The sequence below is a fragment of the Mesorhizobium sp. M00.F.Ca.ET.216.01.1.1 genome (assembly GCF_004010325.2).
Classification (GTDB): domain Bacteria; phylum Pseudomonadota; class Alphaproteobacteria; order Rhizobiales; family Rhizobiaceae; genus Mesorhizobium.
This window is the reverse complement of sequence record NZ_SADR02000016.1, coordinates 107,127-131,358: the sequence shown is the minus strand read 5'-3', so window position 1 is coordinate 131,358 and position 24,232 is coordinate 107,127. Positions and strand designations below refer to the sequence as shown.

Here is a 24,232-nt window from a genome sequence, read left to right as displayed (position 1 = left end):
CCAGCCGGCGCGGTGGAACGCACGGCGCAAGAAGGCACGTGGCACGCCGAGAGATCCCACCACTGTCCAATGCCCGAGGTGTGATAGATATCGGGCTCGGCCTTCACGGCCGCAGACGTGTGACATAGGTGACTATCGGCCGTTTGGGATGCGCTGGCGCATCCGACGCACGTCCTCAGCAGTGATGAAGTCCGCCAGCGAACAGCCTGCGTGCAAGTCGGGATGAGCTGTTTCGGGCGTGAAATGCGCGAGCGCAATGACGTCCGCTTTAGTCGGCATCGCCTTGCGGCCAAGCGCCAGACTGTTCCCCACGATGTCGGCGAAGCAGTGGAAGATCTCCGGTGTCTGATAGTATGCGCCAGGATGACGGCGTTGCGCCGTTGCTTAAGGTCGAGGATGGCCTCCACATCCCCGGCAAATATCGACCATCCGATCTCGAAATGACGTTTCGCACCCGGTCGTAAAGCGCAGCCGACGTGCAGAGGTTATCGGCATTGCCAACATATGCTCACCTTGAGCAATAAAGGATGTCATGCGCGGTCGAAGGCGGACCGGCTATGTTGTTCAAGTCTTGCGAGCCGGAATATAGCCGACCGCAGCCGCGGCTGAGCCAAAACTCTCGCCCGCACGAATACGCTCTTCCACTTGCGCATCAATAGCTATTATTCTCTCTGCTTTCATCAAAATCTCCTCCCCATGGGCACGCGGTACGACGATAATCCCCGTGTCATCACCGATCACAAGATCTCCTTGTGATACAGAAATTCCCCCGATCGTGATGTCACAATCAATTGGAAGAAGCTTCACCCGGGTTTTCCCCGTGGTAGGTGCAACCCACCGGCTTGGAAGCCACAGTCTCGTTTCCCGAATTTCATCCAAATCCCGGCAGGCGCCGTCAATCACGACAGCCGTGGCCTGTCGATTTTTTGCCACGAGGGCAGCAAGACCGCCCATTGTAGAAATGGGCGAACCGCTCATATCCACCATCAACACCTTGCCAGGCCCTGTCGCTTCAATCAGCTGGCCGACCGCGAACTCGGCTTTCTCAAAATCGCCTAACCTGCCTGTCAATTCGCGCGCGGTGACCGCGAAACCGATCATACGGCCGCTGCCGCTCTGTCGCGCGATGCCTTGAACAGTCCCCTTGATGCCGCGTTCGTCCAATGCGTCCGACCATGTGCTGACCCCAATCACCGCACCCCGGTCCAGGATCTCGTTCTCGCTCATTGCCACTTGGCTGCTCCTGCTTTCATTGAATTGTTCCGATGTCGACGGCCATCGAGCCCACAGTATCGGCCGATGTTCCGGCATTTGCCAAAGTGTCCGCGACGGCCATCAGTCCTTTGGTGTGCGGAATCTAATTGAAAGACTTGGAAATCTATCTCCCGTGCGCGTTTTTCGAAGGTGTCACCATGCTTGTTACCGGATCGTCACACGCGAATTGAAATGAACGATCACGGCACTTGACGGCGGCCGCAACAAACTTGTCGGCGACGGAAATGCATTGCTTAAAGTCGCAGGCATAATCGACGTCCGGATCTTGATAGTCTCGCCGTCGATCCCCGGGTCGCCTCAATGTCCAATGCCGCCTGCTCAGCACCTTCCTGGAGCTGAGTCCCGAATGCGGCCTGTCCTCGATTCGGCGAGACCGATCATGACATCGGCCCAGGCGGCCGAGCACGCGAAGGGGCAGCAAGCGTTGTTGCGGCCGAAAGAATGCCATTCGTTCCGCCTGCTTCCATTTTTGATTGGTGCACTTGTCGTCGTCTTTCGTGCTGCCATCCTCGTCCATCGAGCAAAAGGGCAAGCGCAAGAACGTCGCTGATGGTTTGCTGGCGAAAAAGCCATCGCCATCTGCGATGTCGACCCCACATCGCTGGCCTGCTTGCGCAGTTCAGCAGCATCGATGGGGCGCGCCAGTGTCACGCCGACAAAGAAGCCGCCTTCGGGCCGCACATAGCGATGGCCAGCCATGAACTCGTCCAGTGCCGATGCCATCGCCTCCAGACGCGGTGCATAGAGGCGCCTCAGCGAAGCAACCTGATCGCCTAGCGGCCCACGGCGGAGCCATTCGCCAGCCACCGAAAGCGCGAAGTTGCCAGGCGTCACATAGGTGCTCTCGCCCAGCTTGGCCGCCGCACTGATGGTGTCCGGAGGTGCAATAAGATAGGCGTCGCGAAGACCGGCGCGATCACCTTGGAGAAAGAATTGAGCTGAACCGTCACGTCGCGTCCGAGTTCGGCGATCGACGGTATCTGCGCGCCCTTGTAGCGAAGAAGGCGGTAGGGCTGTCTTCGACAATGCGGAAATCATGGGTCCTCGCCAGATCGACAAGATGCTGGCGCTTGGCGGCCGACCATGTGGTGCCGGTGGGATTTTGAAAGTCCGGAACTGTATACATGAAGACGGGCTCGCGCCGCGCCGCGACGTTCAACGGCTCAAGCGTCTGTCCGTCCGCTTCCCTCGCTAAATGGCGACGACATTTGCGCCGTAGTGGCGCAGCAGGTGGACCATTCGATCGTAGCAAGGCTCCTCGATGAGCACGGTTTCGCCGGGCTTCAGCCAAACGCGACACAAAATGTCGAACAGAGCGACAGAACCGTCAGCAGCCATCACGTTGGCAATGTCCACACCATGATAGTCGGCGAGCCATTCCCGCAGCGGCAGTGGGCCCGACCGCGGGCCCATACTGGTAGGCGACAACCTGCCCAACGCTCAGGGCTGGCACCTCAGGGACGATTTAGTTCCGGACGAGATCCTCACTCAGATGGCGCAGCTCGGCGTCTTCGGCATCTATATCGATCCCGCATTCGGCGGATTGGGCCTTGGTAAACTTGCCATGTGTGTTGTGACCGAAGAGCTGAGCCAAGCCTGGATTGCCACCGGCTCGCTCGGCACACGCTCGGAAATTGCCGGCGAGCTGATTGCATCCGCAGGAACGCCCGAGCAGAAGCAGCGCTGGCTTTCCAGCATCGCCTCGGGAAAAATCTTGCCGACCGCGGTGTTCACGGAGCCGGACACCGGATCTGATCTGGCGAGTCTGAAGACCAGGGCGGTCAAAACACCCGACGGCGGCCGATCATCCAAGGCAACAAGACGTGGATAACGCACGCTTCGCGCAGTGACTGGTGACAGTGCTGGCCCGCACCAATCCCGCCTCGGCGGGTCATGATGGACTTTCCATGCTGGTTGTTGAAAAGCCACTCGGCACCTGGGACGAGCCTTTTCCGTCTTCTGGCATGAGTGGAGGTGAGATCGAGGTCCTCGGCTATCGGGGGATGCGCGAATATGACATCGCTTTTGACGGCTTCGTCATCCCGCCCGGCGGCCTGCTTGGTGAGGTGGAAGGTCAAGGCTTCCGCCAATTGATGCGAACCTTCGAGGGCGCGCGCATCGAGACCGCTGCCCGCGCCGTTGGGGTTGCGCGTCGCGCGTTCGAGTTGGGGTTGCGCTATGCGCTGGAGCGCAGGCAATTCGGCCGATCGATCGTCGCCTTCCCACGGGTCCACGACAAACTCTCTATGATGATCACCGAGACGGTGATGCCCGCGAGATGACCTATTTCGCCGCCCGCCAAAGGATTTAGGCACACGCTGCGACATTGAGGCCGGTATGGCAAAGCTGCTCGCCGCGCGCGTTGCCTGGTCGAACGCCGACACCGCGCTCCAAATCCACGGCGGTAATGGCTACGCTCTGGAATACGAGATCTCGCGGATCCTCTGCGACGCCCGAATCCTGAACATCTTTGAAGGCGCGGCCGAGATCCAAGCCCACGTCATCGCCCGCAGGGCAAGCCTGCGACGACTATGACGACATCGTTCTGTGGGGGGAACAGGCATCTCGACTTCCTGCGGCGTCTGCAGCCCTACCATTTCGGCATTCCCTGCGCGGATTGGCTGAGGGTGGTGATGAACCGGATCGGGCCGGACCTGTTCGCCTCCTGCTTTCTGGCCTTCGTCGGCGAGCGTCTGCCCGAAGCGGTCGGTCAGATCGCCATTGATGGCAAGACCTCGCGCCGCAGCCACGATCGCGGGCGTGGACAGGCGGCGCTGCACCTCGTCTCGGCTTATGCGACAACCCACAGCCTCGTGCTGGGGCAATTGGCGGTGGCCGACAAATCCAATGAGATCACCGCCATTCCCTTGCTGCTGCAGGAACTGGCCGCGTCCGGAGCGCTTCGGGCAGTCTCGTTTCCATCGACGCCATGGGTTGCCAATCCAACATCGCCGAGACGATCGTCGATCTCGGCGGCGATTATCTGTTGGCCACCAAGGACAATCAGAAGACCGCCCATGCCGAGATCCAGCTCTATTTCGATGCCGCTCCGGCCATGGGATCGATGCGCTCACTGAGGTCGAGAAGGGCCATGGCCGCATCGAGACGCGCCGCCACCTCGTCTCCCAGCGCGTCGACTGGATGAGCGGCAAGCGGCGCTATCCCGATGAGCCGCGCTCAAGAGCCTCAGCACCATCGCCATGGTCGAGACCCGTATCGAGACGGGCACCGAGGTCAAGGTCGAGCGGCGATGCTAAATCTCCTCTCGCATCCTCACCGCAAAGGCCTTCGCCGAGGCCGCCAGAGCCCATTGGGGCATCGAGAACGGCCTGCATTGGGTTCTCGATGTCCAATTCAAGGAGGACCAATCGCGCCTGCGCCGCGGCCACGGTGCCACAAACATGGCGATGGTCCGCCACCTCGCCCTCAACCTCATCCGAGCCATGCCCGGAAAACGCAGCGATGATCTTATCTGGATCGGCGGTCCAAGTGAAGGGTTTAGGTTGCTGGTTGTGCTCTGCAACGAAGCGGTTGATCGCCGCCTGGAGGTGACGACGGAGTGGAAGACACCGCGCCTGAGACGACGCTTCGACAGTTTTGCGAAGAAGCCCTCGACCGCGTTGAGCCATGAGCATGAGGTCGGTGTTAAGTGGAAGGTGAAGCGCTGATGGCGGCCGAGCCAGGCACGCACCTTGGGTTGCGCAGTTTGTCGACGAACTGCGGATCGTTGGAGAGCTTGAACTGGCGCCAGCGGTTGGGCTGCAGCCCGTGCGCCTTCCAGATGCGGCGCACCGCGCTGGCGCTGATGCCGGCCGCGGCCACCATCATGTCGGCGGTCCAGTGCGTCGTCTCGCCAGGCGGGTCCTGCAACGTCAGTGCCACCACGCGCTCGGCGACTTCAGGTCCGAGTGGGCCAATGCGCGAGGGGCGCGTCTTGTCGCGCAACAGTCCCTCGAAGCCTTCCGCGGCGAAGCGCTCCTGCCAGCGCCACACGCAGGTCTTGGACTTACCAGTTTTGCCGCATGATCTCGACTGTGCCCACGCCGTCGCTGCTCAACAGAATGATCTCGGCGCCCCAAACGTGCTTCTGCGGCGCATTGCGATCTCTGATCAGCGCGCCCAGACGCTGACGGTCAATCGAAGAAACGGTGAGGAATATTCCTGTGCGCATGCGCCAGACTCGCATGCGCACTCACAAAAGAGAATCCCCAGCCGGACTCTTATGTCAGGCATAAACCACTAGGTCGGGCGCGTTGCGAGTGGCCCCAGCATTCCGAAACACGTAAGAAGCCGCCCATTAACGTAAATCTCGCCCATCGTCCAAGAGGCTACAGAGGCACATGCGTCCTCAATGATTTTGGGCGTTATCAACTTAACTCGCGTTCAGGGTTTGCGGCATAGACCGATGTCATGAACACCGCAACCGTTACAACCGCCATTCGTCCCCGGCTGCTACTCAGGGCGTCCAGAGAGGCTGCTTGTTGGTTGGCCCGTCCTTGATCGACAGGTCAGGCACCACGGCCGCTGGCTCCTTCCTCCTCGTACATTGCCGCCTCACGACATCGTCCTGAGCAGAATTCAGTTGCAATAAAAGCTCAAAATAAAATTGCAGGATTTTTATGAATAAAGCTCATCGGCGATGGTACAGTCTTGGCAGAACTCCCGATTTGACACGGCTAAGGAGTGAAGGAACCGCTCTTGTCTCTGGAAGCGAATATAAATGACAACTTATAGTATCCTGCACGGCTCTAGTGCAAAGTACGATAAAAAATGCGCTGGCGGCCAAGCGTCTCGGTCTTTATCCGCAACTGATCCGGCCCTGTACGACTACCTCTCGGGAATTGAGGCAAGCCGTTTCGATAAAGACGATGCCGATGCGCTGATCCGCGAATGTTCGCCGCCACGGATGACCTATGATCTTGCTGGGACTACCATCGATACTAGGACAGGGTTCGGCTGGCCACGACTCTTCCGCATCCGGCAAAACAAGTGCTCGGCTGTTGCCAAATCGCGGCACTCAGCAGCGAGAACTCGGCCGCTTCGCCAACGCTGTGGTAGTGGGATGCAGATAGATCCACGGGCCATGAGCCTTGTAAGAGACTTCGTCAATGGGGGCATCTGCCGGTAGCGCGATCGACCAAAGTACCTCGCCCGGCCATCTCTTCGAGACCGGCAGTCCGATGTTACAGGCGAAATAACAGGGACGCAAAAAGTGTCACAGACCCGTCAAACTCGCGTCCCTTAGACATCTCAATCTCCCAAGTTTGGCCTGGGGCTGCGTGCCATGCCACTGGCAGACAAGAGGTCGCAGCAGATCCAGTAGGAGACGACCGTGCAAGGAAAAGCGCCGCCTGTCGGCTCCAGGCCATTCCAGGTCACCAACCGGCAGGTCCTGACGATCGCTATTCCCATGGCGCTCGCCTGCCTCACTACCCCGATGATCGGCTTCATCGACACGATTGTCGTCGGCCAATTCGGCGATGCACGGCTGATTGGAGGTCTTGCGGCCGGAGGCGTGGTTTTCGATATCATCTTAACGAGTTTTAGTTTCCTGCTCTCCGGTACGACCGGATTAGTCGCCCAAGCTTTGGGCAGGGGCGACGCTCTGGAAGCAAGGGCAGTCCTTTGGCGGGCAATTGTCATCGCCGCGGGTTCAGGGTTGGCATTGGGCCTGCTCGCCCCGCTCATTGCGGTGATCGGCGAATGGTTCATGAACGCGGACCAGCCCGTGACCACCACGATGGGCCTATACATCCGCATCCGCCTAATCTCGGCGCCTGCCTCTCTTATCAACTATGCGATTCTCGGATACTTTCTGGGCTGCGGCAATGCAGCCATCGGACTTATCCTGCAGCTTCTCCTCAGCGGGGTGAGTACCGCGTCATCCATCTTCCTGGGTCTTTACCTCGGGTGGGGCGTTGCAGGCGTCGCCTGGGGAACTGTGTGTGGAGAGGCCGCCGCCGCGATGGCCGGCATCACCATCCTCTTTGGGCGCTTCCGCGCGATGCCAAAAATGGCGCGGCCGCACACGTTCAAGATGGGGGCAATGAGGCAATTGCTTCGCCTCAACGGCGACATGATGATCCGTTCCTTTGTGCTATCGGGAGCATACGTCCTGTTCGCGCGGCAGGGCGCCCAATTTGGCACGTTGACCTTGGCCGCCAACGCGGTGCTGATGCACTTTTTCCTGGTTGCGTGTTATTTCCTCGAGGGGTTCGCAGCGGCCGCCCAGCAACTCGCCGGTCGGGCTTTTGGAGCCCGTGATCAGCGGGCGTTCTTGCGCACCGTCAAGCTGACAACCGGCTGGGGATTCGCACTCGCTAGCCTTCCCTGCGTCTTAGCCTTCACATTCGGCGAACAGTTACTGGGCACGATAACGAAGTCACCGGATGTGTATGCGGAGGCAGTTATTTATCTTCCTTGGGCTGCCTTCGGGAGCTTGAGCGGCGCGCTGGCCATGCAGATGAACGCCATCTTCATCGGCGCCACCTGGTCGCGCGACATACGCAACATGATGCTCATATCTTTCGCCGCCTTTATCGCCGCTTCGCTCGCGTTCAGGCCGGTCTTCGGCAACCACGGACTCTGGGCTGCTCTTCACATTTTTCTGATTGTGCGTGGCGTAAGCTTACTATCGGTTATACGTCGCCGTGTCCGCTCTGCGTTCGCAGGATGATTGTCGATCGGCTACTTAGCAATGTCAGAGCTCGGTTGCAGGAGCTGGGCCGCATGGGAGGGCACTGCATTTTCGGGCGCGCGAGCTGTCGGCATGATGTGCGGCTGATGCCGCTGGCCTATGTGAAACCTTACGTCCAGAAGAATGATGCTGCGGACGCAGAAGCGCTTCGTGCCGAAGGCGGGCAATCCGAGATTGCGCACGACGTTGATCCAATTGGCCTGGCTGTTGTTGCGGCGCCAGCGGAATTCGGCATTGGCGGTGGCGCGCAAGCTGCTGGTGGCACTGTGGAAGTATTAAGATCGGTAGTCGCCCAGCCTGGCCGCCGCTGCAAGACTTTCCTGGAGCAGCGCCATCAGCCGCTCTTCCCCCATACGCAGCCGCCAGCGCGTCAGTGAAGTGCGGTCGAAGGGCAAACGGTACTGGAAGAACTCCTCGCCGCAGAACAGCTGGTAGCAGGGATTCTCCAGCCAGCGTTCCCACAGGCTTTCGTCGGACAGCATCGACTTGAGAATGGCCGTCCCGCCATTAGCCGTGTCGGCAAAGGCGGCCGGCCAGGATCGTCGTCATAGACCTCGCCGAGCCGCTCTTCCAGGAAGCGCCAGTCGATCGTCTTGGCCAGCTTCACCAGCGCATGATCCATATTGAGGATGTGATCCGAGCCGGGACCGCAACAGATCCGTCTGGCCGCTCTCGCGCCGTTCCTTCGATCGCATCGCTTCTCTTCCCTCGCTGCTTCGTCAACAAGCGCATCCAATTTGCCGGAAATCGAAGCCTCTAAGCCACGAAATTCGGCAATCTGAAACCTGAAATCAGGGGAAATTGTTAAACAGAATCAAAGCACTCTGAGTTCTTCACGGACGACGATGGAGCTCACCTTTGAAGAACTGGAGAGCACAGCGACGGAAGACGAGATCGCCGCCGAACAGGCCGCGGCCGGACCACCGAGGTGGCGCAAGCTGGGTGAGGAGATCACCGAGACCCTGGAGGTGGTGCGCGGCAATGGAAGGTGATCCAGCACTGCGGGAGAAGTTCACCTGCCGCGACCGCGAGGCGATCAGCCAGGCTCCGGCGTCGTCGGTCATAACCCGCGAGACTTGGTGGAAGGGTTGGCTTCAGCAACCGAATCCTACGTCAAATCAACCGCTTAAAAAACATCCGCCAGCCTCTCCAACACGCTGTCACGCATAAAACGGAGCATGTAACAACTGCGAAAATAACTGTCGCAGTTGCGAACAATTGGCTTTTGCCTCGATCAATCCGACCCACTCCAAGAGGTCCACGATCAGACGTTAGGCGGACAGCGGAGCCGCTTTTCGCTGTACATTCCAAATGAGACAGGCCAAAGATTCAATCGCCGCCATCACGATTAGGCGCGCCTAGCCTTGGCGTAGCACCTGCCTGGATGTCCTTGCCGCCGCAACAGATTTTCCGCATAGTAAGACACGCTACCGGTATTATTTGCGCGCGACAATGACGAGGCGCGGACCATCGGATGTAAACGCTGCGCCTTCCTCCCCATAAGCGTCAACACTTTCGAATCCCGCGCTTCGCAACATGCGAGCGTATTCGGCAAACCCATAGAGTCTGATATAAAGATGCGTTCGTCTAACGCACCCATTACGGACGATGAGCCTGTCGCAATGCCGACGACCGGTTAGCACCTCATTGCTCATCATGTCGATTCTTAGATCGCCCTTTCGCTGCACAACGTAGCAGGTAGGCGCCTCGTGGCTTGGTACAGCGAAACTATTGACGGAATCGATTAGCAGACGCCCGCCTTTTCGAAGTGAAGCAGCGGCTTCACCAAGAACTCTCTCATTGTCCGCGTCACCGAAATAGCCAAATGTGGCGTACCATAGAAAGGCCGCGTCAAACCGATCCCGCCAGGGAAGTGAACGCATGTCGCCTAGAACATACTCGACATCCACCCGGCGTTCAGCCGCATCCGCTACGGCCTCTTTCAGCAAGATCGGCGAGATATCCAATCCGGTTAGCCGCGCTCCTTTTTCCGCCAACCGGTTGGTAATCCGCCCATAACCACATCCGAGTTCAAGAACTGGGCTGCCTTGTACGAGAGAAAGAAGGTTCCAAATTGCGTCTGCTTGCCTGTCACTCGCTTCAGGCGGATTTACGACATCACCAAAATACAAGTAATCTTCATTAAAGTATACATTAGATTCATCCGAGGGCCTACATTTATTTTCTAGGTCGGTCATAAGCGCAGATCTCCACTGTCAATCTCCCGTCACGTGTACATTTAGCATTTAACCGGCGAATCGAAAGTAAAAAGTTGTTATTGTTTTTTTTCGTTTGTTAACTTATCGACTGCTACCAATCAGGAAGCCCGTGATATTTCTGCGGATTGGCTTTTCCAGCTATCAACTTCGCAAGAAACGGCAAGTCGGCGATCTGTTTTCTTGCGACTTCCGATTTGGGTTTTGTTGCGGGCCGAAGCACGATTCACGGCGTCTGTCGCGACAAATCGGAGCCGGCAGATGTCCAGGACTGAACGGAGCGAGGCAGGAAAGCAAGATCTGTTCCGGTTCCGGACGTGTCGTGTAGTCCTTGACCGGTCGGAACGTATGGCAATCCGGGCAAACCCGGCGAAGAAGGGGCATACGTCTCCGCCCATGATTCACGACCACGTTCTGCAGCGCTGCCATGGTCTTCTTTGCTGATGGACTCCTCGAGTCTAACAACCGTGTTTGGCCCCAGAGAAGTTACCGGTCTCTCATGGCCGCTCTTGAATCGCGGCAACCACGTTGCCGTTGTCAGGCGGAAAATCCACTTATCGTTTCTGTCCAGATCCCCCAAGCCAGCTATAAAGTTCCTTCGACATTCGGCGTCCGACCACGATGTGCTGTAACCGGCGATGAAGAGGTCGGCAGTGGTGAGGTTGACTATGACGTCTCTCACATCCGTTTTCCCGGCGATGTGACGCTTCAAGCGATCAGTCGAATGGTTGGCGCCCGTCTTAGTGTTCGACGCGAACGTTCTCTCCGAAAACCTTTTCGTTTTGGAGGCAATCTTCGGCAAACCTTACTTTGCCTGTGGTGCTACTAGATCCAGCCAGACGCACATTCACCACTTACATTTGTGCGAGTGGGCGATTTGGCTGGACGGCTGTAATGGTAAAGCGAAAATCTATGACAGAATACGGATCGAGTGCATCTCTCGGCAACGTAACGGAAGGCATGCTCGATTTCGGCGGACAATGCTATCCCGACGCCCGTGCGAGCGATCCGCGTTCGCTAGGGTGGATGCAAGGTTCTCCGCCGCCCGCGGATAAGCAGATTTCGTTCGAGGGTGGCCGCTTTCTGGATTTTCCAGAAATCCGGTGGAGCCTTTCGCACATGCGGGAGCTCGTGCCGACTGTGTCTGTGCGCCGCGGCGCTAATGCACCGCTCTCCTTTGGCGCGCCATCCGCCGCTGACGCCGCGGCAGTGGAAACGTTGATGTTCAGCGACATCAACGGTCGCGTCCGCCGCTTTGATGAGGCGCTGTTCGACACCTATACTGACGGAATCGTGGTTCTGCACCGCGGACGCCTCGTCTTTGAGCGTTACTTTGGCGCGCTTGAGCCACATCTGCCCCATGCCTGCTTCTCGGTTACCAAGTCTTACGCGGGTACACTCGCCGCAGTTTTGGTGCACGAAGGCGTGCTCGACGACAGTAAGCGAATCCCCTACTACCTGCCCGAACTGCGCGGCACTGCCTGGACAGATGCCACGCTCCGCCAGGTGATGGACATGCAGACCGGTCTGGACTATTGCGAAGACGAGGTCGGTGAGCAGTCCAGCTCCTCAATTTACATGCGAGCCTGCCGCACCCGGCCCCGCCCGGTCGGCTACGATGGCCCGCAGACGTCGTGCGACTATCTGCGCAGCGTGCGCAAGGAAGGCCTGCATGGTGAGGTCTTCGCATATAAAAGTGTAAACACCCAGGTCATGGCTTGGGTGATGTCACGTGTGACTGGCCGGTCATTTGCGCAGTTGCTGCATGATCGCCTTTGGCGCCCGCTCGACTGCGAGGAGAACGGCTATTTGGTCGTCGATCCCGCTGGTATCCCCTCTGCAAGCGGCGGCTTGTACGCAAACCTGCGCGACCTCGCGCGCTTCGGCGAATTGATCCGACACGAAGGTGAATGGGATGGCAAGCAGCTCATTCCTTCCGGTGTCGTGGATGATATCCGTAGCGGCGGAGAGACCGCAAAATTCAAGGACGAGGCATTGCCCGGCTACTCCTACCGCAACATGTGGTGGGTGAGTCACAACGAGCTCGGGGCTATCGAAGCGATGGGTATCCATGGACAGCGACTATACGTCGCGCCCGGAGCGGAGATGGTGATCGCGCGCTTTGCATCGCATCCAATGGCTTCTTCTGTGTTCAGTGATACAATTACCATTCCGCAAATGTTGGAGGTGGGACGGTTGCTGCGAGGCTAATCGCCTACCATCCCTGACGGCTGCTAAGTCCGGGAAGAAGGAAAAAATCCAGTATGGACTACGAGCAATTCCTCCAAGATTACATGAGCCGGCCAGTCGTCAAAGAGATTGCGTTTCCGGAGTCAGAATTTCAGCTCCGAATTGGTGAAGTCAGGAAGGTGATGGATGAGAAGGGCCTTGACGCTCTCCTTGTTACGTACGCTCCCAACGTGAGCTATTTGAGCGGTTACCAAAGCTTCGGCTCGGGCTGGTATTCCTGTCTGATACTGCCTCGTGAAGGTGAGCCCATTCTCCATATGCACGAATTGGAAATCGGGCCCGCCATGCTCACCTCGTGGGTGAACGACATCCGCGTTATTAAATGGTCATACGGAGGAGAAGCGGAAGGGCTCGCAAGCATCCTCAAAGAGCGGAGCTTGGAGGGGTGCCGGATTGGAATCGAGCCCAAAAGGGCCGGTCTCAGCATCGATCTCTACGAAGGATTGAAACGTGCGCTGCCCGATGTGACGTTCATTGACGCGTCAGGGGTGGCTGCGCAACCGCGGATCATCAAATCACCGGCAGAGGTGGATTACATGCGTCAGGCGGCTCAGATCACGAAGAAGGGTGTTGATGCTGTATTGCCGGTGATCAGGCCGGGGGTCACTGACAACCAGATGGCGGCGGTTCTCTATCACACGCTTATCAGCGAGGGTAGCGAGTATTTCAGCACGCAGCCTATCGTGTCAGCAGGTCAAAGGAGCGGCATCTGGCATACCACTTTCAGGCGTACGCCCGTTCAGACTGGGGACACTGTGATCCTAGAGTTTGGCGCTGCTTACCAGCGCTACACTAGCGCGATCATGCACGCAGTCTCCATCGGCAAGCCTTCCTCGGCGGTTGAGAGATCGTCGAAGATCATCAACGAAACGCTTGACCTGCTATTTGAAGCGGTTAAGCCGGGCCGCACCGCGCACGACGTCGCGCGGGAAGTCGGCGTCGGGATGAATGAGATCAGTCCCGTACCAATTGTATTAGGATACTCCATCGGGCTGGGGTTGCCTCCGACGTGGGGCGAAGACCTTTACTTCATCCGCGAAGGGATTGACCTAGAGCTGAAGCCAGGCATGACCTTCCACTCCCCGTTAACGGACCGAACGCCTGGCACGCCGGGGGTAGGTTTCAGTGAGACGTGGGTCGTTACAGAGACAGGATGCGAGATCCTTACCATACATGACCGGCAGTTGACCGTGGTCGAGGTCTAGCTCGGATATCTCACACTGTCTTTCGGCGTAGACTCTGGTGCGGCGACTTTGTGAGCGCGTGAGTTGCAGCCAAGCGTAATCGCCGCGCCGAGCGGTTGTTGTGGTTTGGTGATGTCCTTGCTGTCGACGGGAAGGGGTGGAAGGGCGCTCAAGTGGCTGCCGCGAGCCTGGCATATGTTCTTCCTGAGCATCCGCATGCCCGCGGCGTTGAGTTCGACCACTCTGCTCCGCAGCCGCTCCAGATCAACATAGTCGCCATAGGTGTGGACCCGCCTTTGGAGAGCATGCTCGCTGGTCGCTCCAGTTTGCCACAGGATCTTGCGCCAGACCTGGCCCTGGAAGCGCTTCTGGTCGAGGACGACCTCGCCAATGATTAGGCGCAGGATACCCTTTCGCTCGGCCGATGTTGTGGAAGGGGCGTGCCAGATGCCAGGCAGGTCTTCTCCCAGCTTTTGAAGCGCTTGGCGGTCGGATTCGCTCAACACCAGGGGCTCGTTAGACCGCCTTCGTTCATAATCCTGTTCGATCGCCTCGGCCACGCGCAGCTTCTCTTCCCAGCCGCGCTCCAACGACCGGGCCACCAGGCGATTTTCCAGCTCGACCGCATCATATTGGCGTCGTGCTCTTTCCGCCTCATAGCGTGCCCGCTCGCGCCGTAGCGCCCACTGCCGCTCAAGCTGCCGCGTCTCCTTTTCGATCTGGCCCAGCGCGGCGATGGCGATAGCGATCTGGTCCCCCCGTCGAGAATGGTGGCGGCATTGGATGTTTGGTAACCCAACTTTGGCCGACGCCATTCTGGATCGCCTCGCTCACAACGCCTATCTCGATCTCACCGGTGAAAGCATGTGAAAACAGCGCCCGCCGATCGCAGCCGAAAACACCGAAGCTTGACCTGAAACCAAACCCAACCCAAACATCAACAAGACAGGATCAGACCGAAAAATGGCCGCCTTGAAATCGGAATGGTGGCCGGCTTCATCGGAATACGCACTCATCAGCCGCCGACAGACCTCTTCCTTGCGAACGAGACCGAGAAGCTGCTTCGTCAGGCGGACGAACTCTCCCAGCTTTGTGGCGAGGATCGTTAGCAGCGGCTCCATCAGCGGCATTACAACCGGATCTGTGCCGGCCAACTCGCGCACACGACCGGCGAAGGCGGTTCGCGGACGGCCTGCCCAGCTAGACGGCCCCCGCAGGATCGCCCGGATCACGTTCTCGACATGCGCACTTCATTTAGCACCGTGAGGCGGGCGACGATACGGAAGCTCCGCCCTTGGTACCCGTCCAACTCCGGCCGTCGCGGCGAGCCCAGTTCCATGCTGGGCAGACAGTCCAAGTTCCCATGTTCCGTCCAACCTTCATGCCCGTAGCGGGAGCTTTACCCCAGGCGATGCGGAAGACCAGGGCAATGAGAGCTTCCCCGTCTCGAACGCGTTGTCCGCGCCCTGCAGTGAGGATAGACGAGCCCCACCGCGTCTGCTTCTTACCTCCCACGCCATCGCGCGGCTTGGAGGCGTTACCGGTTGAATCCGAGACTTCCAGCGCTCACTGCGTTATCTCGCCATAGACATTTGCGGCAGCGGCCTGCGGCGGATGGATCCGCACCCGGTACGGTTCAGGCCGATCTGCTTATGACACTCATCCGGGAACGTTTCTGCAACAAAATCTTCGAATAAAGTTAAACAATCTTTGCGGCCGGATTTCGCTTTCAGTGGTATATCCCCTGGAAAATTCGGTTAAGGTATCCGATTTGATGCGAATGTCGAAAAATGGATCCTAATTTACTTCATGTTCACTGCACAGGACGGAGATATATCAATGGCAGTAAGAGCCATAATCCTGCTTGGAGGAGCAAGTAACAGTCCGCTATACGTCCAAGCGGCCAAGCGTCTCGATCTCCATCCAATTACCCTCTCAGCCGATCCAGAGGTATACGAATATCTCGCGGGAATTGAGGCGGTCCGTGTCGACGAACACGACATCGATGCTCTGATCCGCGAATGTTCCCTGCTAGGAGCGACCTATGACATAGCTGGCATTGCCAGCGCCCAGGAGTCGGTCAATGCGGCGGTTGGCAAGCTCTGCCAATACTACGATCTGCCGGGACCGGACCCCGCAGCGATTGAACGGTGCTGCGACAAATTCGTTCAACGTCAGCTACTCGCGGACGCGGCCGTTCCAATACCTGCCTATCGCTTGGCGGCGAATGCGAACGACGTAGAAAGCTGTGCTGCGAAGATCGGTCTGCCGGTGATTGTTAAGCCAGCCGTTGGCATCGGTAGCAGCGGCGTCCGATTGTGCCGCACCGTCGATGAGATTGCTGAACATACTGATTACCTGTTGGGTGGGGAGCACATATGGCGGTCTTCGCCAAAGATACTAGTCGAGGAATTCGCTCAGGGCCCCCATTATAGCATTGAAACAATTGGGAATGAGGTCGTTGGAATTGGGACCATCGACTTCGGCCCCCCCCCGCATTTCGTCAGTCGGGAGTACATCTATCCAGCCCCGCTGACCGATGACGAGCAAAAGCGTATCGTCGGTATTTCGTTGAGCTGTTTGCGAGCTCTCGGCCTTGGCTGGCAACCAACGAACATTGATCTACGGTGGACGAGGTTTGGACCAGTCGTCATTGAAGTCAATCCGCGTCTTGGTGGCACGCCCGTACCCCAACTGGTTCAGCAGGCTTACGGTGTTGATCTCGTTACCGAGCACATCAAGCTTGTCATCGGGAACGAATGGAATTTGCGTAGAAGGTATTCGAATACTGCTGTCGCGCGGTTTCTAGTTCCTGATCGCGATGGCATCCTCGATTGGATCGACGGCGACCGTCGCGCGGCAAACCTATCGGGTGTGGCCGAGGTCAAGTTTTACGTTGAACCCAAGACGCGGATCGTTAGGAAGGGCGATTACCGAGACAAGATTGGACATATCATCGCCGCTTCGCCCACCCTTGCTCAGGCCAAGGTGACACTCCAACGTGCTGTCGACTTAATCGATTGGTCGATCACTCCATATCCGTCACTTGGCGACTAGGAACAATGCCCTATCCCGACCTTGGTGCAATTGCAAATTAGAAGCATGAACGGGCTGAGCTTTGCAGCAAGAAGCTGAATTGGGACGCATGGGAGGATCGGCACGCTACAGATCAGCGGCCGAACTGCGAATGGCGATTTCACGTTGTCTCCATCGACTGCTTGACGCCGCCGCTTCCGAAGACATGCGTCCGGTGTTGATGCTCCACCATGCCATGTTTCTCGGCCATCAGCCAGACACGCTTCAGATTGGACCCGTAGCGGCAAGGCCGTAGATCGGGTCGTTGGCCTTGTGCACGACCTCATCGCATCGTCGAAGCAGATGACCGGAGCCAGCGGCCCAAATGTCTTCTCCTGGGCCATCGTCATGTCTCTCTGGAGTGTCGCCGTCAAACAGAGTGTCCTACTATCTCCATAACAGCGGCTAACCCCCGTGGGTCGGTCAAATCCCCCGGGGTATGGTCTGAAACTCCCCTCTGACGATCACCGGAAGGCTACTGGAGAGAGCGCTAGCCGTTAAGGCAGGACGTTTATTTTTCGCCCCTTTCATACAGCGGGGGGCCAGGAGTTGAACGTCTTGAAGGCACATCTGCAAGCACCGTACTATCATCACTTGATCGCAACACCAGCCAGCGCGAGATTCAAAGGCTGACGGGTGTCGATCGCAAGACGATTCGGCGTTACCGAGCGCAGCGGGCTGGTGCGGAGGCAAATTCCCCCGGGAAGTAACCACCGGCTCGGCAACCTCGGAGGACCGAATTCCTCCACCCCGACCATCGGCTTTTGGGGTCGGGAGGGATGGTCACCAGCAGCCTGGCCCGCTCGGCCTGTGAACCGGATCGGGCGTGGATAAAAGAACAGGTCCGCCTGAAGCGAAATGCCCAGGCGATTTACCGGGACTTGGTCGATCAGTTTGGGACTATCCGTCCCTACACTGCAGAGAGATATTGGGCTTCTGACTCAGCGATGGGCAGTTTACGTTGGGCTGCTTGAACCGCATCCGCCGACCCACACCCGAAAGCATTGCGCGCTCGATGATCGCCAAGTGATCAGTGGCATCATTCGTGCGGGTGGGCCGGCGGACGCCGGGCGGCGTTCCGTCGGTCTGGGATCGCGTAAGAAGATCGGCGCGCATTTTCTTGGGACCGGCGCTCTCTTTGGTCTCCGTCTCTTGCGCCGTTGCTCAGCGGTTCTCCTGACCATTCATAGAGATTCGCGGTATGGATCGAAAAGAACAGCCGGCGGAAAATAATTCCGGCCAACCCCGTAAATCTGGCCGCGGCGAAGATCAGTGATCAAGTGGCGCAACGGTCAAGCCGATCAGACGGCTAAGCCCTTTACTGTCCAATCGATCGAATGACAGCGCCATCGCTTCCATCTCCTCGGCCCTGCCCTCGCTGATCAAACCGTTCGTGAAATTGACGTATTTGCTGTGGAACTCTTCCGCGCTCATAGGATTGTCGCGATCGCCTTTCGGCGTGCGCGGCTCCGACATGATTTGGCGGCCGTCCTTTAGGTAAAGCGTGACGTCGGCCCAGCGCTTGCCCACGCTGATGCGGGTGTAGTGCTCGGTTTCAACAAGCTCGGTGGCATTGGAAATGCGTCGGATTTCTTCATCTTGCAGAACCTCCGGCAAAAGCTCCTGCGGCCCTATTTTGCCACGCACGATCATCGTCGCAACCGGGAACGCGATCGAATAGCTCATTTCGTCCAGCGTCTTCGGGTTGTGACCAGCAAGCCGAACGGCATAGTGAAACGTCTGAATCCGGACGCGCGTGATATCCTTGCTGGAAAGGTAGTTGTCATGCATCAACTCGCGCGCGGCATCGATCGATGGATGCGCCCAGCGACAGACCGGATAGGGTTTGTATGAGGTATCTTCAGCGACACGCCAAGCCTCTCCGAGATCATACCACCACGGCTCGGCGCTGGCCCCCTCGGCCGTGATCGCCGGCGCGCCAGTGAAGCCGAGGTCAGCCAAATAGGCTGCCATGACGCCCGATGGCGCACCCCAGCCGACGCCGTCGCGCAGCATGGTTGGAAAATCGATGCAACGCATCATTTGGCTGCGAGGACCGTGATATTCTGCAATGCCCGCTGCATGGCGCGTCTGCTCCTGGCTGAGCCCCAGCAGTCGGGAGACTCCCGCCGCCACGCCGACCGCTGTCCACGCTCCTGAAGTGTGGTAGTCGGAGACGGTGCCGTGAAGCGTCAGACCCGCGCGGTAGGCAACCTCATAAGCAACGGCCAGCGCAACCATGAATTCCCTTCCAGAAATTGCGGCGCCCGAAGGCCTAAGCGAATCCGCTACAGCAAGCAGCGCAGGAAACACCGCCGAACCGGCGTGACCCTTGCAGGGGCTGTTGTTGTCGTGGCCATCGATCGAATCAATGGTAAAAGCGCCGGCGAATGCCGCTCCCGCCGGGCTGACGGGGCGCCCGTCGAAAATCATCCTGGCCGCGCCGATTTCAGGCGACGAGCGCCATAGGCGATCGGCAATCTCCCTAGTGATCGACGAGATCTGCGTGGTTGCGCCCACCACCGCGACGCCGAGCGTGTCTGCAAAACTACGCCTGAGAATGGCACGGACCTCCTCGGGAATGGCATCGTAGGTCAGGCTACCGGCAAATTCGGAAAAGGTGATCATGTTAAACCTCGCACAATCTCTGATGCGGCCTTCAACGGGCCAATTCCTATGATGACAGTATTTTCTAGGGACGCCCCCATCCTAGATAGTTTCGACACCGCATAACTTGGCAAATTGCGATGCCGTTAGAAGGCGGCTTCACCATCGGTCGACGTGCCGGATCCGCTTGTCGATGAGCCCTGCGCTGGCCTACGATGCGGCGGCGATCTTCGATTGGGGCTGTCCCTGCGGCTACCCCTCGGCGCAGATGTACGAACAACGCGCGGATTAAGGTCACGGCCCTGATTTCGACCCCTCTTCGTCCGGCGCCGACGCGAGGTTGCGATCAAAGCAGAGTCGCCACGTGCCATTCGACATTTTCCTTCTGAATCATGTGGATCCAGAACCCGTCGAAACCGGCCTTACGGATGACGATGATAGGAAAGCATCGTCTAATTCGCGACCGCGCTTTATTCCTGACTGCGAAAACCGCGTCGGCAGCCCAGCGGCATCGCCGCCACGGACCATGCGCTTAGACATCGCTGTCGGTTGCCCGGTGACAGCAACGTGATCAGTAAGGTCGATTGGCTCAACTCCATCGAAACGAATCATTGCCCATGATTAGTACAGATCGGGTTTAATACTTCGACTGGGGTAGACATTTCCACTCTGTCGCGGAACTGGGCGATATCCTCCAATTGGGAACTGACAGTCCCCGCTCCCGCTGCGGCCTACAGCCCTATTCGCTCGTTCGGGGCAGAAAGTAGTGCTGATGGTCGAAAGAAGCACATTAATTCCGGAGACCAATTCTTCATCCAAGATCGTCAGCGGGGGCATTAGCTTGATGATCTCGTCGGATGGCCCGCACAATTCAACGATGAGTTTCCGCTTGTATGCTTCGGCTTTTACCTGAGCAGCCAGCTTCTTATCAACGATGTCAAGCCCAAGCATCAAACCGCATCCCTTAACAAGGTAGCCGAGAGGAGCACCGAATTCCGACAACATTGCTCTGGCAATCCTGCCCTTGCGACGGATCTCGCTTTCAAAGCGTTTGTCAGACCAATACTTTTGTAGGGCAGCAGTGGCCGTGACGAAAGCATGATTATTACCACGGAATGTACCATTGTGTTCACCGGGACCCCAAATGTCGATGTTTGGGGCAATCAAGACTAGAGACATCGGAAGACCGAATCCCGAAATCGATTTCGCCATTAAGACAATATCCGGACGAATGTCGAAGACCTCGAAGGCAAAGAATGGGCCTGTGCGGCCACAACCGGTTTGAATCTCGTCGACTATTAGGAGCGCGCCATGGCGCCGGGCAATCTGTTCTATTTCTTTGACCCAGTGAAGCGTTGGCACATTTATCCCGCCTTCGGCTTGCACAATCTCGAGAATGACTGCGGCTGGTCGGTCTATCCCGCCGGACGGGTCACTCAACTGTTTTCGCAGCAATTCAGCCGTATCGCAGTTGAGCCCGAGATAGCCATCGTACATCGCGCGATGAACGCCGTGGAGCATGGAAGCGGATGCTCCCCGGTGGTAAGAATTCGCCGTAAGGGCTAACGCACCGAGCGAACAGCCATGAAAAGCGTTGGTAAACGCGATGATGTTGCTGCGACCGGTCACCTTGCGTGCGAGCTTGATGGCAGCCTCAACGGCATTGGCGCCGGTGGGGCCGGTGAATTGAATTCGATATTCAAGCGATCTTGGACGCAAGATCAACTGTTCGAATGTGTCGATAAACTCCTGCTTGGCGCGTGTGCGGAGGTCGAGCCCAAGAGCAATGCCATCGTTTGAGATATAGTCTTGAAGGGCAGACTGCATCACTTGGTCGTTGTGTCCATAGTTTAATGACCCACACCCGGCTAAAAAGTCGAGGTATTTGTCACCGGTCTCGGCGATCAGATAACTCCCCTTCGCTCCGACGAATATTGCAGGGTAGAAGCGACAATAGCTCCGCGCTTCCGATTCAATGTCCTCTTTCATCGCATTTTCTCCAGGGGACGTCATGATTCGAGTTCTGTCGGCTCTGCACCGAGTTGAAACAGAGAAACCGCATATTGCTGGCACGAGTCCGTCCAATGCTGAACCGGCCGGAAATTATACAGGCCGAGCAGCTTGTGGAACACATACAATTCAACCTTCCGCATGATCTCCGTCCTAATCATCTCTCCCTTCTCGAGATGCAAGGAGAAATTCAGATTTTTTAGATTGATCATTTGTTCCTGCGTTGCTTCCAGATGGCTCTCCATTCGATAAAGCGATTTATTATGGAATGCCACGTGTCGAAACTGGAATAGATCAAAATCTCCACCGAAACGCCAGTTCAAATGTTGTAGGACACATAAGTTGGTCAGAATAGCCGTTTGATTATTGTAGGCCGCCTCTAGGATTTTCGTTTCTTTGTCCAAATCCATCCCGACCAAAAGATAGTCGCCAGAAGACAAAGCCGATCGCGCCGATAGGAGGAGATCATGCAATTCGTCATCGTGCATGTTCCCCATAGTGCTGCCGAGGCAAACTAAAAGCTTTGGTCCAATTAGATTGGCGACTTGCGCGAGTCCGGTTTGGTAGGTCCCGACAATTCCTAAGAAGTCCAAATCGGTTGTCACGGAGAGAATGTTCTCAGCCGCCCTCTCCAAGATCGAACGATTGATGTCGATGGCAGCGTAAGAAGTGCGGCCGTGTTCCTTCAAGTATGCGTCAAATAAAAGAGTCGTTTTCTCCGCGTTTCCAGATCCCAGCTCAACGATGAAGATAGGACCTGTGATGTCGGCTATGGACGATGCATGTTGGGATAGTATGTCCTTTTCTGTTCTGAACAGGTAATATGTTTCCTCGTGACAGAGACGTTCAAATAGGCGAGAACCTGCATCATCGTAGTAATAAATGGAGTTCACGCTGCGCGGTGATTCCGATAAGGACGCCACCAATAGGTCGCCCTTGAATAACGTTTCTTCGGGTACATCCGCGCCGAGGATCTCATATTTATTGCGTGTAACCACTGCGGTTGTCCCGGGACGATGTCGAGCCATAGAGATAACTCCATTCAATAACGGTGTACTGGGGATGCGTACGGAACGGCATGCGTATTGACGTTGTCACCAAGGGCATGAATATCGTCGGCAGCTCCCGCCGCTTCATAAAAAGGTAGCTTCAAAAGTCGTGCCAATTTCGCCGATAGAGCGTTGGAATGTCTATTTCTGAGTGTTGTTCAATGACTTAAATGGGGTGCAGTGGGAGCCAAGCCGTTAACATTGTGTCGAGGAGCCGACAGACCCGACAGCAGGTGTCGGTTGTCGGTGTTGGTTGCGTGAATCAAGTGTTGGAAGAATGGGCGGCTCATTAAGCTGCTGATCAGGAAGCCTCGCCATTGCGCTGTATCAGTTCGAGGGCTGGTTGGGGGTTGGTCGCGCTATCGTGACGACCGCCTAGCCCGTTGTCGGGGAGCCGGGAGCTCAAGACGGGTCGTGGCTCTTCGCCGGTTCCGAGCGCGGCGCTGCCCGGGCAGCCGCCATGTCCACGCTCATTACGACGGCAAAGCTCAACGATGTCGATCCGTTGGCCTGGCTGGCCGACGTGCTCGCGCGCATCGCCGGCATCCCACATAGACGGCTTCCTGAATTGCTACCGTGGGAATGGAGAAAGCCCGATCACAAGCGGCAGCCGCCTGAACCATGGCAGCGATCGCCCACGTCTTCATGATCCGGCGCGTCGCTCAAATTCTGGGCCAGGATGAAGACCTGCTGTGGGACCTGTCGGACCAACTCGAGCCTGAGGATGGTAAGCTGTGGGTCTCGATGGAATCGCAACCCCTGCCTTTAGCGACTTCGGCATCGAGGCCCTTCGCAAAATCATTCGAGACCCAGCTCGATCCAACTGGCTAACAGGCGACAGCTAGTTGTCCCTTCAAATCCGGCACGCCGCGGTCACTACCGGGTGCTTACTTTTTGAAGCACTTCGGGCTCGATACACTCCGCGACCTGCCTGATCTGGAGGCGCTTGAGGACGCGGGCTTGCTGAACGGGAACAGCGGTGCGGCCACGACGATGCCAATCGGCGCGATGGCTGAAGACGATTTCGGCAACCATGATGACGAGGGTGTCACCTCATGAAATCGCGGCCAGCCCCGATGCGGGCGGGTTCCCGCGGTCGAACCCAGAAGGGTCTCCGCATAGATGTCAGCAATGAGTTCCGCAGACACGTATCGCTAGTCCGCCGCCGTAGTACTGGGGGGTGTCACAACGGCCTTTTCAACAACGCCAGAGTCCGCGATTGGCGGGGGGCGTTGGCGGCGACGAATACGGAATCGTGCTCGACCTTGATGAGGATTCCGCCATTCTGGTTGTTGTGCTTTGCCTCTGGGTTTCGCGTGATGAAACCCAGCAGAGGTGGTTTTGCGCCGTCCGCAGACTTGTCGGGCGAGCGGATCTCGCTGTATCCACCGGTGAGCTTGCCTAGCGGCAGGCCCCTTTGCAGAAGCCGCGCTAAGGTGTCAGTTGATTTGAGAGCTTTGAGCGGATCCTTGCCTTTCGGCATGACCTTGACTTCGGGAATTGCGGCGATCGCAGCCATCAGCTCATCGATGGCAGCCTCCGTCATGACGAGGCGGGCATTCTCGGCATTGTCCTCGTCTCGTCCGAGGTAACAGACGGCTCCATCCTGAGCGAGCGTCGGCAGGTTGAGCGTCTGCACCGTCTTCGTGTCGTCGAAATACGATGGTGACCGTCACAGGAAACGTCGCCGGCATTTTGGCTGGCAAACCGACTCGGCCAAGGCGCGTAAGCAGCGATTGTTGCAGATCGAGAGCGTAGTTCTCCCGCATTCGCTGAAAGAGGAAATAGGCGACGTCCGCGGCTAGCATCGTTCTGATGGTGGCGCGGCTCTCGGATCGCAAGTCTTTGGCGTCCCATTGTAGCCGAATG

At 57.6% G+C, this 24,232-nt stretch carries 17 protein-coding genes and 11 pseudogenes; 15 read left to right on the top strand and 13 right to left on the bottom strand.

The features are described 5' to 3' along the window. Nucleotides 1-36: 36 nt before the first annotated feature. The 4 genes and pseudogenes from nadA to EN859_RS21045 form a co-directional block, all read right to left on the bottom strand. Nucleotides 37-454, bottom strand: a pseudogene (nadA, locus tag EN859_RS21060) (quinolinate synthase NadA); the annotation flags it as partial. A gap of 110 nt (nucleotides 455-564) precedes the next feature. Continuing rightward, nucleotides 565-1,227 (bottom strand): hypothetical protein, encoded by a 663-nt coding sequence (locus EN859_RS21055; protein ID WP_210211057.1) that lies wholly within the window; start codon nucleotides 1,225-1,227, stop codon nucleotides 565-567. A gap of 366 nt (nucleotides 1,228-1,593) precedes the next feature. After that, the gene (locus EN859_RS21050; RefSeq protein ID WP_126038326.1) at nucleotides 1,594-2,313 is read right to left on the bottom strand and encodes a hypothetical protein; all 720 of its coding nucleotides are present in this window, start codon (nucleotides 2,311-2,313) and stop codon (nucleotides 1,594-1,596) included. 153 nt (nucleotides 2,314-2,466) lie between these two features. Further along, on the bottom strand, nucleotides 2,467-2,688 hold the full coding sequence (locus EN859_RS21045) for an aminotransferase class I/II-fold pyridoxal phosphate-dependent enzyme (RefSeq protein ID WP_126038330.1): 222 nt from the start codon (nucleotides 2,686-2,688) through the stop codon (nucleotides 2,467-2,469). A 19-nt stretch (nucleotides 2,689-2,707) separates the two neighbouring features. Here EN859_RS21045 and EN859_RS21040 point away from each other — a divergent pair. The 3 genes and pseudogenes from EN859_RS21040 to EN859_RS38235 all read left to right on the top strand — a co-directional run. Beyond that, nucleotides 2,708-3,810, top strand: a pseudogene (locus tag EN859_RS21040) (acyl-CoA dehydrogenase family protein); the annotation flags it as partial. Next, the gene (locus EN859_RS21035) at nucleotides 3,807-4,352 is read left to right on the top strand and encodes an ISAs1 family transposase (RefSeq protein ID WP_126089937.1); all 546 of its coding nucleotides are present in this window, start codon (nucleotides 3,807-3,809) and stop codon (nucleotides 4,350-4,352) included. The pseudogene EN859_RS21040 and the gene EN859_RS21035, both read left to right, overlap by 4 nt. 180 nt (nucleotides 4,353-4,532) lie before the next feature. Continuing rightward, nucleotides 4,533-4,715 (top strand): annotated as a pseudogene (locus EN859_RS38235) (ISAs1 family transposase); the annotation flags it as partial. Nucleotides 4,716-4,730: 15 nt separating this feature from the next. Here EN859_RS38235 and EN859_RS38230 read toward each other — a convergent pair. Continuing rightward, nucleotides 4,731-5,446, bottom strand: a pseudogene (locus EN859_RS38230) (helix-turn-helix domain-containing protein); the annotation flags it as partial. 559 nt (nucleotides 5,447-6,005) lie between these two features. On the opposite strand from EN859_RS38230, the pseudogene EN859_RS39450 reads away from it, so the two are divergent. The 3 genes and pseudogenes from EN859_RS39450 to EN859_RS39445 form a co-directional block, all read left to right on the top strand. Continuing rightward, nucleotides 6,006-6,202, top strand: a pseudogene (locus tag EN859_RS39450) (hypothetical protein); the annotation flags it as partial. 405 nt (nucleotides 6,203-6,607) lie between these two features. Beyond that, nucleotides 6,608-7,951: an MATE family efflux transporter gene (locus tag EN859_RS21015; RefSeq protein WP_245455138.1), complete on the top strand. Its 1,344-nt coding sequence runs from the start codon at nucleotides 6,608-6,610 to the stop codon at nucleotides 7,949-7,951. A 162-nt stretch (nucleotides 7,952-8,113) separates the two neighbouring features. Then, nucleotides 8,114-8,251 (top strand): annotated as a pseudogene (locus EN859_RS39445) (IS110 family transposase); the annotation flags it as partial. A gap of 11 nt (nucleotides 8,252-8,262) precedes the next feature. Here EN859_RS39445 and EN859_RS21005 read toward each other — a convergent pair. Further along, a pseudogene (locus tag EN859_RS21005) lies at nucleotides 8,263-8,667 on the bottom strand (transposase); the annotation flags it as partial. 150 nt (nucleotides 8,668-8,817) lie between these two features. On the opposite strand from EN859_RS21005, the pseudogene EN859_RS21000 reads away from it, so the two are divergent. Beyond that, nucleotides 8,818-9,025: pseudogene (locus EN859_RS21000) on the top strand (IS66 family transposase zinc-finger binding domain-containing protein); the annotation flags it as partial. A 383-nt stretch (nucleotides 9,026-9,408) separates the two neighbouring features. Here the strand turns inward: EN859_RS21000 and EN859_RS20995 are convergent. Next, nucleotides 9,409-10,170 (bottom strand): class I SAM-dependent methyltransferase, encoded by a 762-nt coding sequence (locus EN859_RS20995; protein ID WP_126038346.1) that lies wholly within the window; start codon nucleotides 10,168-10,170, stop codon nucleotides 9,409-9,411. A gap of 978 nt (nucleotides 10,171-11,148) precedes the next feature. Between EN859_RS20995 and EN859_RS20990 the strand changes: the two genes are divergently transcribed. Together EN859_RS20990 and EN859_RS20985 are read left to right on the top strand one after the other, a co-directional pair. After that, complete coding sequence (locus tag EN859_RS20990; RefSeq protein WP_245525642.1) at nucleotides 11,149-12,399, top strand: serine hydrolase; 1,251 nt, start codon at nucleotides 11,149-11,151, stop codon at nucleotides 12,397-12,399. Nucleotides 12,400-12,452: 53 nt separating this feature from the next. Further along, nucleotides 12,453-13,643: a Xaa-Pro peptidase family protein gene (locus EN859_RS20985; protein ID WP_126038352.1), complete on the top strand. Its 1,191-nt coding sequence runs from the start codon at nucleotides 12,453-12,455 to the stop codon at nucleotides 13,641-13,643. On the opposite strand, the gene EN859_RS20980 is transcribed toward EN859_RS20985, so the two are convergent. Next, nucleotides 13,640-14,437 (bottom strand): hypothetical protein, encoded by a 798-nt coding sequence (locus EN859_RS20980; protein WP_189350306.1) that lies wholly within the window; start codon nucleotides 14,435-14,437, stop codon nucleotides 13,640-13,642. The two genes, EN859_RS20985 and EN859_RS20980, sit on opposite strands and share 4 nt — an antisense overlap. On the opposite strand from EN859_RS20980, the pseudogene EN859_RS38705 reads away from it, so the two are divergent. After that, nucleotides 14,400-14,492, top strand: a pseudogene (locus tag EN859_RS38705) (AAA family ATPase); the annotation flags it as partial. The gene EN859_RS20980 and the pseudogene EN859_RS38705 sit on opposite strands and share 38 nt — an antisense overlap. On the opposite strand, the gene EN859_RS20970 reads toward EN859_RS38705, so the two are convergent. After that, nucleotides 14,462-14,854 carry a hypothetical protein gene (locus EN859_RS20970; RefSeq protein ID WP_126038358.1) on the bottom strand — a complete coding sequence of 131 codons (393 nt, stop codon included), beginning with the start codon at nucleotides 14,852-14,854 and terminating at the stop codon, nucleotides 14,462-14,464. The pseudogene EN859_RS38705 and the gene EN859_RS20970 sit on opposite strands and share 31 nt — an antisense overlap. Nucleotides 14,855-15,461: 607 nt before the next feature. On the opposite strand from EN859_RS20970, the gene EN859_RS20965 reads away from it, so the two are divergent. After that, entirely contained in the window at nucleotides 15,462-16,679 is a 1,218-nt protein-coding gene (locus EN859_RS20965; protein WP_126038361.1) for an acetyl-CoA carboxylase biotin carboxylase subunit family protein, read from the top strand. Nucleotides 16,680-17,210: 531 nt separating this feature from the next. After that, nucleotides 17,211-17,596, top strand: a pseudogene (locus tag EN859_RS20960) (IS21 family transposase); the annotation flags it as partial. A 370-nt stretch (nucleotides 17,597-17,966) separates the two neighbouring features. Here the strand turns inward: EN859_RS20960 and EN859_RS20955 are convergent. The 3 genes from EN859_RS20955 to EN859_RS20945 form a co-directional block, all read right to left on the bottom strand. Continuing rightward, a complete protein-coding gene (locus EN859_RS20955) occupies nucleotides 17,967-19,325 on the bottom strand; it encodes an MmgE/PrpD family protein (protein ID WP_126038364.1) in 1,359 nt (452 codons plus the stop codon). Nucleotides 19,326-19,925: 600 nt separating this feature from the next. Next, nucleotides 19,926-21,293 carry a diaminobutyrate--2-oxoglutarate transaminase gene (gene ectB, locus EN859_RS20950; RefSeq protein ID WP_126038367.1) on the bottom strand — a complete coding sequence of 456 codons (1,368 nt, stop codon included), beginning with the start codon at nucleotides 21,291-21,293 and terminating at the stop codon, nucleotides 19,926-19,928. A 20-nt stretch (nucleotides 21,294-21,313) separates the two neighbouring features. Further along, nucleotides 21,314-22,342, bottom strand: a complete 1,029-nt coding sequence (locus tag EN859_RS20945; RefSeq protein WP_126038370.1) for an L-histidine N(alpha)-methyltransferase — start codon at nucleotides 22,340-22,342, stop codon at nucleotides 21,314-21,316. A gap of 433 nt (nucleotides 22,343-22,775) precedes the next feature. Between EN859_RS20945 and EN859_RS20940 the strand changes: the two are divergent. The 3 genes and pseudogenes from EN859_RS20940 to EN859_RS39440 form a co-directional block, all read left to right on the top strand. Further along, a pseudogene (locus tag EN859_RS20940) lies at nucleotides 22,776-23,012 on the top strand (transposase domain-containing protein); the annotation flags it as partial. Then, complete coding sequence (locus tag EN859_RS20935; RefSeq protein WP_245455139.1) at nucleotides 22,985-23,194, top strand: hypothetical protein; 210 nt, start codon at nucleotides 22,985-22,987, stop codon at nucleotides 23,192-23,194. The pseudogene EN859_RS20940 and the gene EN859_RS20935, both read left to right, overlap by 28 nt. 63 nt (nucleotides 23,195-23,257) lie before the next feature. Continuing rightward, entirely contained in the window at nucleotides 23,258-23,422 is a 165-nt protein-coding gene (locus tag EN859_RS39440) for a hypothetical protein (RefSeq protein ID WP_245455140.1), read from the top strand. A gap of 124 nt (nucleotides 23,423-23,546) precedes the next feature. Here EN859_RS39440 and EN859_RS20925 read toward each other — a convergent pair whose 3' ends face one another. Further along, complete coding sequence (locus EN859_RS20925) at nucleotides 23,547-23,909, bottom strand: hypothetical protein (RefSeq protein WP_127855962.1); 363 nt, start codon at nucleotides 23,907-23,909, stop codon at nucleotides 23,547-23,549. Nucleotides 23,910-24,232: the final 323 nt, after the last annotated feature.